Source organism: Fusobacterium sp. DD2 (assembly GCF_018205345.1).
Lineage (GTDB): Bacteria > Fusobacteriota > Fusobacteriia > Fusobacteriales > Fusobacteriaceae > Fusobacterium_A.
This window is the reverse complement of the sequence record NZ_JADRHM010000053.1, coordinates 1-17,415: the sequence shown is the minus strand read 5'-3', so window position 1 is coordinate 17,415 and position 17,415 is coordinate 1. Positions and strand designations below refer to the sequence as shown.

General features: G+C 29.5%; 16 protein-coding genes. 9 read left to right on the top strand and 7 right to left on the bottom strand.

The annotated features are described in order from the left end of the window. Positions 1-34 precede the first annotated feature (34 nt). From IX290_RS08545 to IX290_RS08515, 7 genes are all read right to left on the bottom strand, one after another. A complete protein-coding gene (locus tag IX290_RS08545) occupies positions 35-2,497 on the bottom strand; it encodes an AMP-binding protein (RefSeq protein ID WP_211492797.1) in 2,463 nt (820 codons plus the stop codon). A 37-nt stretch (positions 2,498-2,534) separates the two neighbouring features. After that, a complete protein-coding gene (locus IX290_RS08540) occupies positions 2,535-2,699 on the bottom strand; it encodes a hypothetical protein (protein ID WP_211492796.1) in 165 nt (54 codons plus the stop codon). Between the two features lie 158 nt (positions 2,700-2,857). Continuing rightward, positions 2,858-5,347, bottom strand: a complete 2,490-nt coding sequence (locus IX290_RS08535; RefSeq protein WP_211492795.1) for an AMP-binding protein — start codon at positions 5,345-5,347, stop codon at positions 2,858-2,860. A 19-nt stretch (positions 5,348-5,366) separates the two neighbouring features. After that, positions 5,367-5,513 (bottom strand): hypothetical protein, encoded by a 147-nt coding sequence (locus IX290_RS08530; protein ID WP_211492794.1) that lies wholly within the window; start codon positions 5,511-5,513, stop codon positions 5,367-5,369. Between the two features lie 16 nt (positions 5,514-5,529). Next, positions 5,530-6,204, bottom strand: a complete 675-nt coding sequence (locus IX290_RS08525; RefSeq protein ID WP_211492793.1) for a response regulator transcription factor — start codon at positions 6,202-6,204, stop codon at positions 5,530-5,532. 84 nt (positions 6,205-6,288) lie between these two features. Further along, positions 6,289-7,038 (bottom strand): ATP-binding protein, encoded by a 750-nt coding sequence (locus IX290_RS08520; RefSeq protein ID WP_211492792.1) that lies wholly within the window; start codon positions 7,036-7,038, stop codon positions 6,289-6,291. Position 7,039: 1 nt separating this feature from the next. Next, entirely contained in the window at positions 7,040-7,834 is a 795-nt protein-coding gene (locus tag IX290_RS08515; RefSeq protein WP_211492791.1) for an ATP-binding protein, read from the bottom strand. 257 nt (positions 7,835-8,091) lie between these two features. On the opposite strand from IX290_RS08515, the gene IX290_RS08510 reads away from it, so the two are divergent. From IX290_RS08510 to IX290_RS08475, 9 genes are all read left to right on the top strand, one after another. Further along, a complete protein-coding gene (locus tag IX290_RS08510) occupies positions 8,092-8,415 on the top strand; it encodes a hypothetical protein (RefSeq protein ID WP_211492790.1) in 324 nt (107 codons plus the stop codon). An 18-nt stretch (positions 8,416-8,433) separates the two neighbouring features. Further along, complete coding sequence (gene smc / locus IX290_RS08505; RefSeq protein WP_211492789.1) at positions 8,434-11,952, top strand: chromosome segregation protein SMC; 3,519 nt, start codon at positions 8,434-8,436, stop codon at positions 11,950-11,952. 74 nt (positions 11,953-12,026) lie between these two features. Continuing rightward, positions 12,027-13,052, top strand: coding sequence for a tetraacyldisaccharide 4'-kinase (lpxK, locus tag IX290_RS08500; RefSeq protein WP_211492788.1), 1,026 nt, complete (start codon positions 12,027-12,029; stop codon positions 13,050-13,052). Next, complete coding sequence (locus IX290_RS08495; protein ID WP_211492787.1) at positions 13,039-13,845, top strand: hypothetical protein; 807 nt, start codon at positions 13,039-13,041, stop codon at positions 13,843-13,845. Before lpxK ends, IX290_RS08495 begins: the two co-directional genes overlap by 14 nt. Positions 13,846-13,863: 18 nt before the next feature. Further along, a complete protein-coding gene (locus IX290_RS08490; protein WP_211492786.1) occupies positions 13,864-14,313 on the top strand; it encodes a PTS sugar transporter subunit IIA in 450 nt (149 codons plus the stop codon). Continuing rightward, complete coding sequence (nadD, locus tag IX290_RS08485; protein WP_211492785.1) at positions 14,310-14,876, top strand: nicotinate-nucleotide adenylyltransferase; 567 nt, start codon at positions 14,310-14,312, stop codon at positions 14,874-14,876. The genes IX290_RS08490 and nadD overlap by 4 nt, the downstream gene beginning before the upstream one ends. 23 nt (positions 14,877-14,899) lie before the next feature. Next, positions 14,900-15,067: a metallophosphoesterase gene (locus tag IX290_RS11660; protein WP_249168909.1), complete on the top strand. Its 168-nt coding sequence runs from the start codon at positions 14,900-14,902 to the stop codon at positions 15,065-15,067. Next, complete coding sequence (gene yfcE, locus IX290_RS11655) at positions 15,064-15,441, top strand: phosphodiesterase (RefSeq protein WP_349290754.1); 378 nt, start codon at positions 15,064-15,066, stop codon at positions 15,439-15,441. Before IX290_RS11660 ends, yfcE begins: the two co-directional genes overlap by 4 nt. 243 nt (positions 15,442-15,684) lie before the next feature. Then, entirely contained in the window at positions 15,685-17,328 is a 1,644-nt protein-coding gene (locus tag IX290_RS08475) for a DEAD/DEAH box helicase (RefSeq protein WP_211492784.1), read from the top strand. Positions 17,329-17,415: the final 87 nt, after the last annotated feature.

Sequence of the window (17,415 nt, the reverse complement as noted above, 5' to 3'; positions counted from 1 at the left end):
CTTTGATTCCAACCTTTTTTCATACTCTCTTTTATTACTCAACCCATTTTTTTATTCTTTCACGTGCTTCATTAACAATTTCATCATAAGATTTTCCATCAGGAAGTATTCCGTCAAAGAACTGTATTTCTACTTTAGATGGTCTTGGTAATTTCTTATTTGAAGGGAAAGCCTCATAGGCCCCTTTTATACCAAATGGTATAATCTCCACATTTAACTCTTTTGCCAGTATAGCAAAGGTCTTCTTAAATTCCAGCATTTTTCCATCACGAGTTCTAGCTCCCTCTGGGAATATTACCAGGTTTTTACCTTCACTTAATACTTTAGCTGCTGTTTGAAGCATATCACTTAGATTTTTATTGATGTCTACTAATACAACATTAGAGTGACTTGCCATAAACTTCATAAATTTACTCTTGAAATGTTTTACTTTAGCAAGAGTATACGAATTTTGTAAATTTTTAAATGGTAACACATGACCTAGAATAAATCCATCTAAGAAACTTTGATGGTTTCCTACAAATATTACTGGTCTATTTTTAGGTATATTCTCCAGTCCCATTTTCTTAACTCTCACATATACCTTAAATGGGAACCATAAAATAAATTTTACAATATGTAACATAATAGTTGAACGAGACAGTTTTAGATTAACATTTTTACTAAGATATTCTTTCCAATTCATCTGTTCAAATCTATTGTCACTCTTATTTTCTTTTATATAATTAGCTAGTTTTTCAACTGTTGGATTGTTTACAAGAATTTTATCATCTGGTGCTACTCCAAATTCTGCCTCAATATACGCTATAAGTTCCACCATATCAAGTGAATCAAGTCCTAAATCAAGTTCTAAGTGTGCCATTGGTGTTATCTTTCTATTTTTTAGTTTTTCAAGATACTCTTTTAATAGTGTATACTCTTCAAAATCTGGCTCAACAACATTTAGATTTTCAGATTTATTTTCTTCTAATAATCCTGGAATTAAAAATCTTCTAATTTTACCAATTTTTGTTTTTGGAAGTTCTTCCTGAACAATTCTTACATCTAAAATTTTACTATAATTTGGGGCTTTACTATTATATTTATCAATAATTCCCCATTTTAAAGTTTCTTTGATATTACTTATATTTTCATCAACAATCTTTTGGAAATTTGGGTATATTACAGCTGTTAAAACAGAATTTACTTCTGCTACTGCAATCTCCTGTATCAAATCTGTTCTTGCCATTATCCATTGTTCTATATCTACAGGATTTATATTTTTACCATTTGATAAGACTATCATCTCTTTTTTACGTCCTGTAACATATAAGTAACCATTTTTAATATTTCCTAGGTCTCCAGTATGAAGCCAACCTTCACTATCAATTGTTTCATTTGTAGCATCAGGTCTTTTATAGTAACCTGTCATTACATTTCTTCCTCTTACGAGAATCTCACCATCTTCTCCAGTTTTTACTTCAATTCCTGGTAGAAGCTGTCCTGCTGAACCTGGAACAATCTCATTTATTGGAGTAAAAGAAATCATTGGTGCAGTTTCTGTCATCCCATAACCTTCACATATCTGAATTCCCAAGTTAAGGAAATCTTTTGAAATCTGAGCATCAAGTTTTGAACCTCCTGATACCAAAAATCTCAAATTTCCTCCAAATGTTTCATGAACTTTTTTAAATATTTTCTTTCTAATTTTTATGCTCTTGATGTTTTTAGCAAAGTTAAAGATAAATCTTGCAATTTTACTTGAGTTTATCTTCTCCATTATCTTTTTATGCAACATCTCCCATAATCTAGGTACACCAATCATCATAGTTACCTTATAGTTTTGAAAAGCATCAAGCATAGCTTGAGAAGATAATTCTTTTAAAAACACAATTGTGCCACCCTTTGATAGAGGAATGACCCCTGACCCAAGAAGTGGGAAAATATGATGCATAGGAAGAAGTGCTAATACCACATCATCCTGCACAAACATATTATATTTGTCAAGTCCTTCAACATTGACTAAAATATTATCAAAAGTCAGCATTACACCCTTAGGTTTTCCTGTAGTTCCTGATGTATATAACATAAGCGACACATCATCCTTTTCAGGTGCATTTATAAACTCTTCATCATTTTCTTTGTATAAACTGTAGTCAATCTCCTCAACTACAACTATTTCAGGTTTTCTATCTGTCTTGCTCAAAGCCTCATTGACATTTGCCAAATTAGCTAACGAGGTATATATGTAGTCTGCATCAGAGTCCTCAATATAGTATATTAATTCTTCCCCTGATAAGCCTCCATCCAGGCAAACACAAACTCCTCTATTTTTCCATATTCCCAAAAAGCTATATAAAAATTCCGGTCTATTCTCCATGTAGATAATAGCTTTTTCTCCTGCACTCATTTCTACCACTTTAGAAAAAATAACAGAATTTGCTATCACTTCACTATAACTAATCTCTTTCCCATCATAGATTATAGCAGTCTTATTGTAATTTTTTATAAACTTCACATATCCTCCAAATATAATTTTTTTGAATATCTTCTCTTTACATCTCTACGTTTAATAGCATTATTAATCCGAAAAAGTTGAAAAGAGAGCTTACTCTTATGTGAGGTGCTGACCTATCATCCAGATGCTTTGGAATAAACACTTTTATTCCAGACACCTCTTTTACATTGTAATTTCCTAACTCATTTTCTATGTCTTCCATAGTCTTTACAAATTCGCCTCGAATTGATTCCCTAGGGCCTGCTCAGCCACAACCTTGAATTTCTTTGTCAACTATAATTCCGACATAGTTTTTCTTTTTCATAAAGTCTAAGACTTTATCAGTTACTTCTACTAACATAATTTTCCCCTTTTGAGCAACTAGTCTTCAAGCCACTCTTTAATAACATCTCTAGATTTTTTAACAATCTCTTCAATAGTTAAATCTTTTGGCTGTATTGGGTCAAAGAATTTCATTTCTACTGGTCTTGCTTTTGGAAATTTACTTCCATAAGGCATAGCTTCATATGCGCCTTTTATTCCAAATGGCACCACTTGAATATTTAATTCTTTAGACAATATTGCAAAAGTCTTTTTAAACTCTTGAAGTTCTCCATCTCTTGTTCTTGCTCCTTCTGGGAATATAACAAGATTTTTACCATTTCTTAGCACTTTTGCAGCTATCTGTAATGTATCTTTAAGATTCTTATTAATATCAATAATTATAATATTACCTCTATTAGCTAAAAATCTTCTTACAGGGCTATCAAAGTGCTGTGCTACTGCAATATAATATGTATCTTTTAACTTGCTGTAACCTACACATTCATTAAATGCAAAACCATCAATAAAGCTTTGGTGGTTTCCAACATATATAGCTGGTTCCTGTGGTATTTTATCTGTATCAATTTTTTTGAAACGGAAATATAGTGCTAGTACAGGTTTAAATATAAATCTTGTGATTTTTGATACTGTACTTGATTTTGGAAGTGGAACATCTACATCCTGCTCTAAAATTTTCTTCCAGTTTGTTCCCTCTTCGTGATAATTTCCACCATTATCTTTTATGTACTGTGCAATTGCTAGTACATTTTTCATCTCACTGAATTTTTCTTCTGGAATCTTTACTCCAAAGTTTCCTTCAATAAATGAAAGAATTTCAACCATGTCAAGTGAGTCAAAACCAAGGTCTAACTCTAAATGATAATCTGGCTCGACTTCTGTATTATATGATTTTTCAAGATAATCTTTAAGAACTCCATATTCATAAGCAATATCTTCAGGAATTTCAACTTTTTTCTTTTTAAGAAGATTCTCGTCTCCATCAGTATCCATTTTTTTCAAGAAATCCTTAAGCATAAATCTTCTTATTTTTCCAATTTTAGTCTTTGGTAATTCATCTTTTACTATTTTAATTTCAAGAATCTTTCTATATTTAGGTGCTGTAACATTGTATTTGTCTATTATTTCCCATTTTAATGTTTCTTTTATATTGCTTATCTTCTTTCTTCTTATTACATCAAAATCAGGATATACAACAGCCATTAAGTGGTTATTGTATTCCATTATTGCTATCTCTTTAATTAAATCTGTCTCTTTTAAAATTGAAGTCTCAATATCTCCTGGATTAATATTTTTACCATTTGATAAAACTATCATCTCTTTTTTTCTACCTATTACAAATAGTTTTTTCCCTTCAAATTTTCCAAGGTCTCCTGTATGGAACCAGCCATCTTTATCAATAGCTTCACTTGTAGCTTGGGGATTATTGTAATATCCCTTCATTACATTGGCTCCTCTTACTAAAATCTCTTCATCTTCACCTATTTTTACCTCTACATTTGGTATTATCTCTCCAACAGAACCAATAGTAATATCATCCATTCTGTTAAAAGCTATAAGTGGAGAGGTTTCAGTAAGACCGTAACCTTCTATTATTCCCAAACCTAAAGTTTGAAAATCATTCATTATCTCTGGACTTAATTTTGCTCCTCCAGATGCAAGTACTCTCATCTTTCCACCTAACTCATCTGATACTTTTTTAAATACCTTCTGACTAAGTGATTTACTCTTTATTTTTGCACAAAGGTTAAACATTTTTCTTGCAGCCCAACTGCTATTAATCTTTGTCATTATAGCTTTATGAAGAAGTTCCCATACTCTAGGTACTCCCATAATTACACTTATACCATAATTTTTCAATGCATTTTTAAGTGATTCAGATGAAATCTCATCTATAATTACTAAGAATGTACCAAAGTACATTGGCATAAGCAATGTAATGTTAAGTGGTAATATATGATGATATGGTAAAAGTCCTAAAACTCTATCATTTTCATCAACAAGTCTAATATCTCTTATAGCTTTGATATTTGATTCAATATTGTTAAATGATAACATAACTCCTTTTGGTTGCCCTGTAGTTCCTGAAGTATATAGTATAAGAGCTATTTTTTCCATATCCTCTATTATAACTTCATAATTATTTGGTTCAAACTCTTCTGGAACATCTATATCATCTACAATAAGCATTTGAATATCAAGTCCACTAAGTTCTATTCCTTTTTTAATAACTTCAGCAATTTTTTTTGATGTGAATACACATTTAGGTTCTGAATCCTTAAATGCGTAAGCAAACTGCTCTGGAGTATACCCAGAATCTAATACAATTGTTGTCCCTTTATTTTCCCAAACTGAAAAAATAGAACAAATCATCTCTGGTCTATTCTCCATTGTAACTACTACCTTATCATCTGGAGCTATTTTAAATAGTGTAGAATAATATTTTATCCCTTTTATAATCTCCTTGTAGGTATATTCTCTGTCATGAAATATAACTGCAACTTTTTTTCTATCGTATATAAATTTCATATTTCCCTCCTGTACGCCACTAAAGATTATCTATCATCTCCTCAAGTTCCTTCTTATCTTTAGCAGTTAAATCAATACCTGATTTTAATTTTCTAAGCACTTCACTATCCTGTGCTGACATACTCTTTTCAAGTACTTTTATTAACATTTTTTCGTAAAAATTCATCTCTTCTCCTTTTTTATCATCCCTTTAGCATATAACCTGCTCCTCTTATTGTGTAAAAAAACTTATTGGTGTAGCCCTTGTCTATCTTATTTCTAAGTCTTGTTATATAGACATCTACAATATTGGTATCAGATAAGAAATCAATACCCCATATATGTTCTCTTATAAGTGTTCTGGTTAAAAGAATATTTCTATTTTTCATAAAATATTCTAAAAGAAGAAACTCCTTAGTAGTCAATTCTATCAATTTGTCTCCTCTTTTTACCTCTCTGGTATGGTAATTTAATATTAAATCACCAACTTTTAAAATACTCTCCCCATCTTCAGTGGGATTTTTTCTTCTTGTAATTGATTTTACCCTTGCTACAAGTTCTGCAAAAGCAAAAGGTCTTGTTATATAATCATCTGCTCCTAAATCAAAGGCTTTAATTTTAATAGCAGTATCATCGTTATCTGAAATGAAAATTATTACAATATTTTTATCAGATTCTCTAATGTGTTTACATACTTCAATTCCTGAAATATCTCCAACTACTGTATCTAATATGACCAAATCATAAGAGCTTAGATTTTCAAGACTTTCTATACTGTCCAAAGTGTCAATATAGTTGGTCCTATGTCCAAGTTCCTTAAAAGCTATCTCAAGGTATTGGGCATCTTTTTCATCACGTTGGCTAATAAGGATATTCATCAATTTCTCCTTTAATAAATACTCACTAAAATCACTACTGTATTATATCATATTTTATTTAAAAATAAAATTACAGATATAATTTTATTTTTCCAACATAGGTTTGATGCTATTAAATATTACACTTCTTACATCTTTATTTTCTAAAGATAGCTCTTTTATAAGATTTTTTACTCTTAATCTTTTTGAGTTTTCACTTGTCTCATATGGACAATTTGATTTTACAACTGGAAGCTCCTGACGTTTTACATATCTGATAATATCTTTCTCTTCTACATATGCAAGTGGTCTTATTACCCTTACTCCATACTCTTCTGACATATAGCTTGGAAGCATCATCTTCATATTTCCCTGGTAAAATACATTCATTAAAAAAGTCTCGATAATATCATCCTTATGATGTCCCAAAGCAAGTTTATTAATATTTTGCTCCTTCATCATTCTATATAAAATTCCTCTTCTGATTCTTCCACATAAAAAGCATGGATTTTTAACTTCTTTTTCTCCAAATAACATATCACTTAAATTTGTATTTTCTATCTGAAGAGTAAGTCCAAGTTCCTCACAATATTTTTTAGTCTCTTCATAGCTTTCCTCATCTGTATTTGGATGGATATGGATAGGTATAATCTCAAAATTAACCTGTGATATCTTTTTTACTCTGACAAGTGCATTTAAGGTAGTAAGACTATCTTTTCCTCCTGATATTCCTACTGCGATTCTATCCCCATCTTCTATCATATTATAGTGATGCATAGCTCTTCCAATAGGACTCCATATTGTCTTTCCAAATCCTTTTCCTTCAATTCTTGCAAGTACTTTTCTATCTTCCATTTTACTCATCATTATCCTTTTTATTTCCTCTAGTATATCCAATTACATAATCAAGATTTATATTTTTCATAGAATTAAAAATGCTCTGTTTTACATTGGGATTTGTTTTCTCAAGATTTTCTAATAAAATCTTTATCTCTTTTCTCTTAGAGTCAACTTTTCCAGCTTCTATTGGGCATCCACAGCTCATAGCCTCTATTTCATTTCTTTTTGTATATGCAATAATATCCTGTTCTCTTACATATACAAGAGGTCTTATAAGCTCCATTTTTCCACTTGTTGATTTAACTTTTGGTATCATTGTTTTAACAGTCCCTGCATAAAACATATTAATCATAGTAGTTTCAACAACATCATCAAAATGGTGTCCTAATGCCAGTTTATTGTATCCAAGTTCTTCTACTTTATTATATAGAACTCCTCTTCTCATCTTTGCACATAGAAAGCAAGGACGTTCTGGGTCCTCTCTAAATGCAACTTCCCATACATTTGCATCAAATATTTCACAAGGAATATCAAGTTCCTCTAAATTCTGTTTAAACTTCTCCATATCCATAGAACCAAATCCTGGATTCATAGAGATAAAAGCAACTTCAAAGTTCTTACTTCTATCTTTTTTCAGTTCCTGAATAAGTTTACATAGAAGAAGACTGTCCTTCCCTCCAGATACTCCAACAGCTATCTTGTCTCCATCTTCTACAAGATTAAAATCATTAACTGCCTTTATAAATTTTCTCCATATCTTTTTTCTATATGTAGTTCTTATACTTTCTAAAACTAAATCTCCTTTTTTCATCTGTTCCTCCTAAGCAAAATATAAGATAATTATATTATTTTTTACCTATTATGTCTAGAATATCTAAAAATATCAAGTTAATTTAATTTAAAAAATCTGTTTTTTATGGTATAGTAAAAAAATATGTGATATAATTTTAAAGACAGATTATAGAGGATTTGAACGAGGATTATCTCTTTTAGAATCCTTTTTAATTGCTTTTTTTATGATTTTTTAAAATTTTATTAAAATTATAACTGAAAAATGAGGATATATTTATGAAAAAAAATTTAAGTGAAATAGATATAAAAGTTATCAAGTTTTTACTTACTGCAGGGGTATATAGTGAACTTGCAATAGTAAAAAATCTGGGTATTACATATGATGAGTTAGAAAATTCATATAATAATCTTTTAAAAGAAGGTTATCTGGAACCCTACTCTGAATACGCTAAAAGAGAGGGCGAAAAAAGTTGTAGCTGCACAAGTAATTGCAACAGCTGTTCTTCAGGTTGTAATAAAGATTGTGGAAGCTGTAACAATACAGACTATTCAAATGTTAAAGTTATTACTTGGAAAGCTATAAAAGAGTTTAGTGAATAAATGTACTAGGAGAGAATTATGTTTTTAAAAGCAATAGAGATATTTGGTTTTAAATCTTTTGGTGAAAAAGTTTTTATTGAATTTAATAGAGGGCTTACATCAATAGTAGGACCAAATGGAAGTGGTAAATCAAATATATTAGATGCAGTATTATGGGTACTTGGAGAGCAGTCTTACAAGACAATAAGAGCTAAAGAGAGTACTGACGTAATATTTTCAGGAGGAAAAGATAAAAAACCTATGAGTACTGCAGAAGTATCCCTTTATATAGATAATAGTGATTCTTTTTTACCTATAGAAAATGATGAGATAAAGATTACAAGAAAAATATTATCAACTGGAGAAAATGAATACTATATAAATGATATAAAAAGCAGACTCAAAGATATTGGGAATCTTTTTCTTGATACTGGTGTGGGAAAAAATGCCTACTCTGTAATAGGACAGGGAAAAGTTGAAAGAATAATTGGTTCTTCTGCTAAAGAGGTAAAAAGTATAATTGAAGAGGCTGCTGGAATAAAGAAATTCCAAAGTCAAAAACATGATTCAATTAAAAATCTTGAAAATGTTGATATAGAGCTGGAAAAAATAAATCTTATCCTTTCTGAAGTAAAGGAAAATAAAGACAAAATAGAAAAGCAGGCAGGTAAAGCTCAGGAATATCTATCTTTGAAAAATGACAGAGATATTTTAGCAAAAAAAATATATAAATCAGACTTCATCCACCTTGAAAGTGAAATTGAAAAAAATAATAAATTAAAAACTGACCTTTCAGGGGATTTGGACAATTTCACAAATGAATTTAACAAAATCAATATCAGACTTCAGGAGATTGATACTGAAAAAAAAGAGCTAAAAAAATATATTGATGAAATTGGAAGTAAAAATCAGGAATTAAAAAAAATTATAGATGAAAAAGAGAGAGAAAGAATAAAAATAACTGAAAGAATCGATGGTTATAAAAGAGAATTAAAAGATGGAGAAGAGAGAAAAAAATATCGTGAAGATTCTCTAGTTGAAAAGGAAAACTATCTTAAAAATCTAAAAAAAGAACTTGAAGATTATAAAGAAAATGTCAAAGTTTTAGAAGTTGAAAATGAAAAATTTGAGGATGAGATTAAGAAATTAAATAAAGAAAAAGCAGATTTTGAAATGCAAAGAGAGATAAAAAAATCTAAGATTAAAGATTTAGAACTTGAACGTCTAAAACTTATTAATGATATTGAAAACTCAAATAAAAGAGTCTATGGTAGCTCATCAAAGATAAAGTTATTTAAGGAAGAAAAAGCAGGATATGAAAAAAATCTTAATGAAATCTCTCAAGAAGAGATAAAACACAGACAAACTTATGAAAGCAAAAAGAAATCTCTTCAGGAAGCAATAGATAGAGAGACTTTCCTTGAAAATGGGATAAGTGATATCAGTACACAACTTAATCAACTTGGAGAGGCTCTTAGAAATGCAGAATATGATGAAAAAAGAGTTGCTAATAAGCTTCAGGCTCTACTCAGACTCGAAGAAAACAATGAAGGATTCTTTAAAGGTGTTAAAGAGGTTCTTAACAGTAATCTTCCAGGAGTTGAAGGGGTATTTATATCATTAGTTGAAATTCCTGAAAAATATGAACAGGCTATCAGTGCAGGTATCCCAGGTAATATTCAGGATATTGTTGTAAGTACCAGCCAGGTTGCTAAAAATGCAATTAAAATATTAAAGGAAAGAAGAGCAGGTCGTGCTTCCTTTTTAGCTCTTGATACAATTAAGGTATTTCCTAAAAAAAATCCTACTATTAATATAGAGGGAGTAATTGGGTATGCTTCTGACCTTGTTAAAACTAAGGAAAAATACCAGATTGTTGTTGATTTTCTATTAAGCAACCTTTTAGTTGTAGATAAAATTGATACTGGACTTAAAATATTGAAAAACAACATGTTCTTTGGAAACATAGTCACTCTTTCTGGAGAACTTCTAAGTGCAAGAGGTAGAATTACTGGAGGAGACTCTGGCAATACAGCTGCTTCACAGATATTTGAGAGAAAAAAAGAGATAAGAAATTTAAAAACACAATATAAAACTCTCACTACTAATATTGAAAAATATAACAACCATAGAAACACTTTAAATGAAAAATTACGTAATTTCGAAGAAGAGATAGAAAAAATTGACACTATCCAAAATGATTTGAAAAAACAGGTAAAGCTTAGTGAAGAAACTTTAAATGACTATACTAATAGAATTGATAGAATTAACAAAAATATAAAAACTGTTGATTTAGAGCTTGAAAATGAGCTTAAATATGCTGAAGAATTTGAGAAAAAAATTACTTCATCTAATACTGAAAAAGAAAAAATAGAGTTTATGATTCAAAATCTTAAATCTGATGAAGAAAAAGACATCAAATTAAGCTCACAATTAAATGAAAAAATTGAAAATAAGAAAAATGAATTTGCTGATAAAAAAATTCTATATTTAAACTCTAAAGATAATATAAATCAACTGAATAAAAATATAGAAAAAGAAGAAAAAGATTATAAGGAATTATCAGAAAGAAAGAATAGTCTTGCTGAAAAGCTTGAAGCTCTTACAAAAGATATTGAAAATATGGAGAAAATCTCTACTGAACTGAGTGCTGAATTAACAAATATTGTACAGCAATATGAGACTAAAAATAGTGATATCACTGAAAAAACAACACTTAATGAAGCTTTAGGTGAAGAGGAGAGAACACTATTTAAGAAAAAACAGGAATATGATAGCTATATTCTTCATAAAAATGATCATCTGAAAAAAGTTGAAGAAAAAATATTAAAAAACAACAGTGATTTAGAAGAGATAAAAGAAAAACTTGAAGCTTTAAAAGATATTCAAGACGATACTGAAGAAATCACAGATATTGTTGCAAAAAAACAGGAATTGAAAAAATATGAGAATTCTCTTAACAACTTCCAAAACATTAACTTACTGGCAATTGAGGAGTTTAAAGAGTTAAGTGAAAGATACGAGTATCTAAATTCTCAACATTTAGACCTTGTTAAAGGAAAAAATGTCTTAGTAGATTTAATTGCTGATATTGATAAAACAATTCATGATAGATTTTATGACGCATATAAAAATATTGATAAGAACTTTAATTTAATGTGTATGGAAACACTTAATAACTCTGTTGGAAGCTTAAATCTTACAAATAGTGAGAATTTTGATGATTGCGGTGTTGAAATATTTGTTAAATTTAAAAATAAAAAAAGACAATCACTTTCTCTCCTTTCTGGTGGAGAAAAATCAATGGTTGCAATAGCCTTTATAATGGCAATATTTATGTATAAACCAAGTCCTTTTACTTTCCTTGATGAAATAGAAGCAGCACTTGATGAAAAAAATACAAGAAAGCTTATTGCCAAATTAAAAGAGTTTAATGATAAATCTCAATTTATTCTTATCACTCACAATAAAGATACTATGAGGGAGTCTGACAGCATTTTTGGTGTTACAATGAATAAAGAGATTGGAATATCAAAGATAGTCCCTGTAACTTTTTAATTGAGATTAGTTCTTGATTTTTAATTTTATAAAAGGTACAATAAAGAATAGAACAAATTATTTGAGGAGCAAGAATGAAGATATTATCGTATATATATTATCTAATAACTTCTATTCGGAATTTTCTTTACGATAAAGAAATACTCCCTATACACAGAGTTCCAGGTGTAGAGGTAATCTGTATAGGAAATATTACAGTTGGTGGGACAGGTAAGACTCCAGCTGTTCAATATTTTACTAAAAGACTGCAAAAAATGGGAAGAAAAGTTGCTGTAATATCCAGAGGTTATAGAGGAAAAAGAAAACGTGAACCTCTCCTTGTAAGCGACGGATACGAAATATTTGCAACTGCCAGAGAAAGTGGAGATGAACCATATATCCATGCACTTAATCTTTCTGTTCCTATAATTGTAAGTTCTAACAGATATAAAGGGTGTCTTTTCGCAAAGAAACATTTTGACGTGGATACAATTGTATTAGATGATGGATTTCAACACAGAAAGCTTTATAGAGATAGAAATATTGTTCTTATAGATGCTACTAATCCATTTGGTTGGGGTCAACTTCTCCCTGCTGGAATGCTTCGTGAGGACTTTAGAAAAGCTGCCAAGAGAGCTACTGAATTTATTATTACTAAATCAGATCTTGTCAGTGAAAGAGAAGTTGAACGTATAAAAAAATATCTCAAGAAAAAGCTGGGTAAAGAGGTTTCAACTGCAAAACATGGAGTAACTTCTTTATGCGATTTAAAGGGAAATCAAAAACCCCTTTTCTGGATTAAAGGTAAAAGAGTTCTGCTTTTTTCGGGACTTGCTAATCCTTTAAACTTTGAAAAAACAGTCATATCACTTGAACCTTCATATATTGAAAGAGTTGATTTTATGGATCACCATAATTTCAAGAAAAAAGATATTGAGCTCATTCAAAAAAGGGCTAAAAATATGCAGGCTTCATTTATAATAATGACTGAAAAAGATTTGGTTAAGTTACCACAAGATGTACCAATGGATAATTTTTTTGTCCTAAAAATAGAGTTTACAATACTAGAAGATAACTGTTTAAAAGAAATTGGAGGAGCAAAAAATAATGAAGAATCTTGATATTCTTACAATAATTAACAAAAAAGATGAGGGAGAAGTTATTGAACTTATAAATAGCTACGGGAAAGTTAAAACCCTTTCATCATTTGCAGAAATACTTGATAAGAGAGCATACTTAACACTTGACAAAGAGGGAAATCTAAAAAGAAAGAGTGCAAATATGGCACTTCCTATATTTGCTTTTTTTGACGACCATAAAACTCTAATTCAAGGAATATTTGATTCTGCTAATTTAAAAGAAAGACAGATCCTTGATAAAATAGATAGATTTTCAAATGTAGATATGGATAAAATTAAAGATAATCTTATAAAAACTATTTTCAATGGAAATTTAGACTTTGCAAAAAAATATGGAAAAGAACTCTTCCTTAGAGACAGAGAAGCATTCTATAACTTGCTTGCTACCTTTGTTACCATTGGTAATTCAGATAGTTTAAAAGGACTATTTTTAATTTCATATGAAAAATTAATGGAAAACATTGAATATGATGGAAATATATTCTTCCTTTTTATGGCTTATATTACAAAATTTAGAGATAATACTTCAGCTTATGAAAGATGTGGAAATGGAAAGTACTCAGCAAAAGATTTAAAGAAACAGCTTGCTGATAATAAGGATCTTTTATATTCTAAACTTGGTTTAGGAATACTGACTAACTTATACATAGTAGAAAAATATAACCTTACAAATGAAGAAAAAGTACTTGCAAAATTAGCTTTTGAAATTAATAATTATCAAGAATTAGCACCATTATCTGATGAGGAAAAACAAATTTTAGAGTTTTTTTTATAGGAGGATATAGAGATATCAATGTTACAATATTTTAAGAGTAAACTGATTACTTATATAGAAGGAAAACATACTAAAGAGGAAGTTCTTAAGATTTTAGTTGATTTAATTAGAACAAACAGTGATGCTTTAAATGAGGATGAAAATTTTTATAATACTATTCTAGAAAGAGAAAAACTTGGTAGTACTGGAATTGGTCAGGGAATTGCTATTCCTCATGCCAGAAGTGAAAAGATAAAAGATGTTGTTATTGCTGTAGGACTTCTTAAAAACAGTGTTAACTTCAATGCACCTGATGGAGAAAATGTCAAACTTGTAATTTTAGTTGGTGCACCAAAAGGACAAAATAGAGAATATCTTTCCCTTGTCTCTGAACTTGTAAGAACATTTAGAGATGAAAAACTTAGAAATAATATCATTTGTGCCAATAATTATCAGGATCTCATAGAAGCAATTGCGGAGTTGAAATGAGAATAGGGATATTTGGTGGAAGTTTTAATCCTATCCACAATGCACATATAAATATAGCAAGATATATTCTTAATAAGCTTGATTTGGATAAAATAATTGTTATACCAGTTGGAAAGCCTTCTCACAAAAATCTTAAAATGGCAGATAGCCATTTGCGACTTGAAATGTGTCAGAAGGCTTTTGAAATGGATGAAAAAATTGTAGTTTCAGATATAGAGATTAAAAGTCCTAAGACTTCTTATACAATTGATACTCTAAAAAAACTTATAAGCATATATGGTGGGCACAATGAATTTTATGAAATAGTAGGGGAAGATTCAGCTGATAGTTTAGATAGCTGGAAAAATTATAAAGAAATTTTAAAGCTTAGCAAAATGGTTGTTTTCAGACGTGGACATTATAAAAATATAATCTCTCACAACAACCTTATATATCTTGATACACCTCTTTATGAACTCTCTTCTACTATGATTAGAGAAAAAATAAAAAAGAACGAGGATGTTTCAAAATATATACCTGAAAATGTTCTTAAAATAATAAAAGAAAATAATTTATACAAATAAAATTAAATAAAAGAGGATGATTTATGAAACTATTTATAATATCTGATATTCACGGCTCTCTTTACTATCTTAAAAAGGCTCTTGCTATTTTTGATAAGGGAAACTATGATAAACTGGTTATTTTAGGAGATGAAATATATCATGGACCTAGAAACCTTTACCAAAAGATTACGCTCCAAAAGAGGTTATAGAACTTTTAAATAGCTATAGAGACAAGATTATAGCTGTACGTGGGAATTGTGATACTGAGGTTGATCAAATGGTTTTAAAATATCCAATTATGAGTGATTACTCACTTATATATCTCGACAATAAAAGAATATATTTAACACATGGCCATATATACAATAAAGATAATCCTTTACCAATGTGCAAAGGAGATATTTTGATATATGGTCATTTTCATATTCCAATGATTGAAAAAAAAGATGAAATGATATTTTTAAATCCAGGATCTATCTCTTTACCAAAGAACAATTCTGAACACTCATTTGCAGTTTTAGAAAAAAATAAATTTACTATTAGAAATCTAGAAGAAACGGTTATTTTAGAAACACAAATATAAAAATGTTCATTTTTTGAAAAGTTTTTCTTACAATTATCTGATTTTTGTGATACAATGTATCATACTGTACAAAAGAATATGGGATTATTCTCTGAATTATAAATTTTAAAAGGTTTATTTTAAATTTTTTATCCGCTGAATGCTAATATAAAACTAACAGAGAATTCCTATAATACGTCAGTTACACTTTTATTATAGGATATAATAGTGGAAAATTAAATTAGAATTATAAGGACGTGAATAATGGAAAAATTAGAACAATTCAGAAAATTAGGATTAGGAGAAAAAACAATAAAGGCTTTATCAAAGAAAGGGTATGAAGAACCTACACCTATTCAAGCATTAACAATACCTGCATTGTTAACTGGAGATAAAGATGTCATTGGGCAAGCTCAAACTGGTACAGGGAAAACAGCTGCATTCTCATTACCTATATTAGAAAATTTTGAATCTGATGGAACTATTCAAGCAATTGTACTTGCTCCAACAAGAGAGTTAGCATTACAAGTTGCTGAAGAGATGAATAGTTTAGCTTCAGGTAAAAAAATTAGAATAACTCCAGTATATGGTGGACAATCAATTGAATTTCAAATCAGACAACTTAAAAAAGGAACTGACATTGTTGTTGGAACTCCTGGAAGAGTTATGGATTTGATGGATAGAAAACTTATCAAACTTAAAAATTTAAAATATTTCATATTAGACGAAGCAGATGAAATGCTTAATATGGGATTTGTAGAAGATATTGAAAAAATTCTTGAAGCTACAAATGAAGATAAAAGAATGTTATTTTTCTCAGCTACTATGCCAGCTGAAATTATAAAAATAGCTAAACGTCATATGAAAGATTATGAAATACTTGCTGTAAAAGCCAGAGAACTTACTACTGACCTTACTGATCAAATATATTTTGAAGTAAATGAAAGAGATAAGTTTGAAGCTCTATGCAGAATTATAGATCTTACTAAAGATTTTTATGGAATCGTATTCTGTAGAACTAAAAATGACGCTAACGACTTAGTTGGTAGATTAAATGACAGAGGATATGATGCTGAAGGTCTTCATGGAGATATCAGCCAAAACTATAGAGAAGTTACTTTAAAAAGATTTAAAGCTAAAAAAATAAATATACTTGTTGCAACTGACGTTGCTGCAAGAGGAATAGATGTAAATGATCTTTCTCATGTTATTAACTACTCAATTCCACAGGAAGCTGAAAGTTATGTACATAGAATAGGAAGAACTGGAAGAGCAGGAAAAGAGGGAACTGCTATTACATTTATAACACCAAAAGAGTATAGAAGATTACTTCAAATACAAAAAGCAGTTAAAACTGAAATAAGAAAAGCTCATGTACCAGAAGTAAAAGATGTTATACAAGCTAAAAAATTCAGATTAATTGATGAATTAAATGATATTCTTGCTCAAGGTGACTATGATAATTTTAAAGACTTTGCAAAAGAATTATTAAGTGGAGAAAATTCAGTTGACCTTGTAGCTGCACTACTAAAACATTCATATGATGATATTTTAGATGAAAACAACTACAATGAAATTGGAGAAGTAAAACTTGAAAAATCTGGAAAAGTAAGACTTTTCATAGCATTAGGTAAAAAAGATAATATGACTGCAAAAAAACTAGTTGATTATATTATTAATAAATCTAAAGTAGATAGCAGAAAAATAAGAAATGTAGAAGTATTTGAAAGTTTCTCATTTGTATCAGTTCCTTTCTTAGAAGCTGAAACTATATTATCTGCATTCCAGGAAGAAAAAAATGGTAAAAAACCTCTTATTGAAAAAGCAAAAGAAAAATCTAAAGACAGAGATAGAAAAAGTAAAGTTGCTGATAGAGGACCAAGAAGAAGAAAAAGAGATAATAAATAATATTTTGGGGCTGTTGCAAATTTAATAGCCATATGTTTTAAAATTAGCTAAAGAGATTTTTGGTCTCTTTGGCTTTTTTCTTTTTAA

Bases quoted from the DNA above. Each gene is read 5' to 3' on its own strand.
- lpxK (WP_211492788.1), top strand. From the start codon at position 12,027: ATGAAGATATTATCGTATATATATTATCTAATAACTTCTATTCGGAAT.
- IX290_RS08510 (WP_211492790.1), top strand. From the start codon at position 8,092: ATGAAAAAAAATTTAAGTGAAATAGATATAAAAGTTATCAAGTTTTTA.
- IX290_RS08495 (WP_211492787.1), top strand. From the start codon at position 13,039: ATGAAGAATCTTGATATTCTTACAATAATTAACAAAAAAGATGAGGGA.
- IX290_RS08515 (WP_211492791.1), bottom strand. From the start codon at position 7,834: ATGAAAAAAGGAGATTTAGTTTTAGAAAGTATAAGAACTACATATAGA.
- IX290_RS08520 (WP_211492792.1), bottom strand. From the start codon at position 7,038: ATGGAAGATAGAAAAGTACTTGCAAGAATTGAAGGAAAAGGATTTGGA.
- IX290_RS11660 (WP_249168909.1), top strand. From the start codon at position 14,900: ATGAAACTATTTATAATATCTGATATTCACGGCTCTCTTTACTATCTT.
- nadD (WP_211492785.1), top strand. From the start codon at position 14,310: ATGAGAATAGGGATATTTGGTGGAAGTTTTAATCCTATCCACAATGCA.
- IX290_RS08535 (WP_211492795.1), bottom strand. From the start codon at position 5,347: ATGAAATTTATATACGATAGAAAAAAAGTTGCAGTTATATTTCATGAC.
- smc (WP_211492789.1), top strand. From the start codon at position 8,434: ATGTTTTTAAAAGCAATAGAGATATTTGGTTTTAAATCTTTTGGTGAA.
- IX290_RS08490 (WP_211492786.1), top strand. From the start codon at position 13,864: ATGTTACAATATTTTAAGAGTAAACTGATTACTTATATAGAAGGAAAA.
- IX290_RS08525 (WP_211492793.1), bottom strand. From the start codon at position 6,204: ATGAATATCCTTATTAGCCAACGTGATGAAAAAGATGCCCAATACCTT.
- IX290_RS08530 (WP_211492794.1), bottom strand. From the start codon at position 5,513: ATGAATTTTTACGAAAAAATGTTAATAAAAGTACTTGAAAAGAGTATG.
- IX290_RS08475 (WP_211492784.1), top strand. From the start codon at position 15,685: ATGGAAAAATTAGAACAATTCAGAAAATTAGGATTAGGAGAAAAAACA.
- IX290_RS08540 (WP_211492796.1), bottom strand. From the start codon at position 2,699: ATGGAAGACATAGAAAATGAGTTAGGAAATTACAATGTAAAAGAGGTG.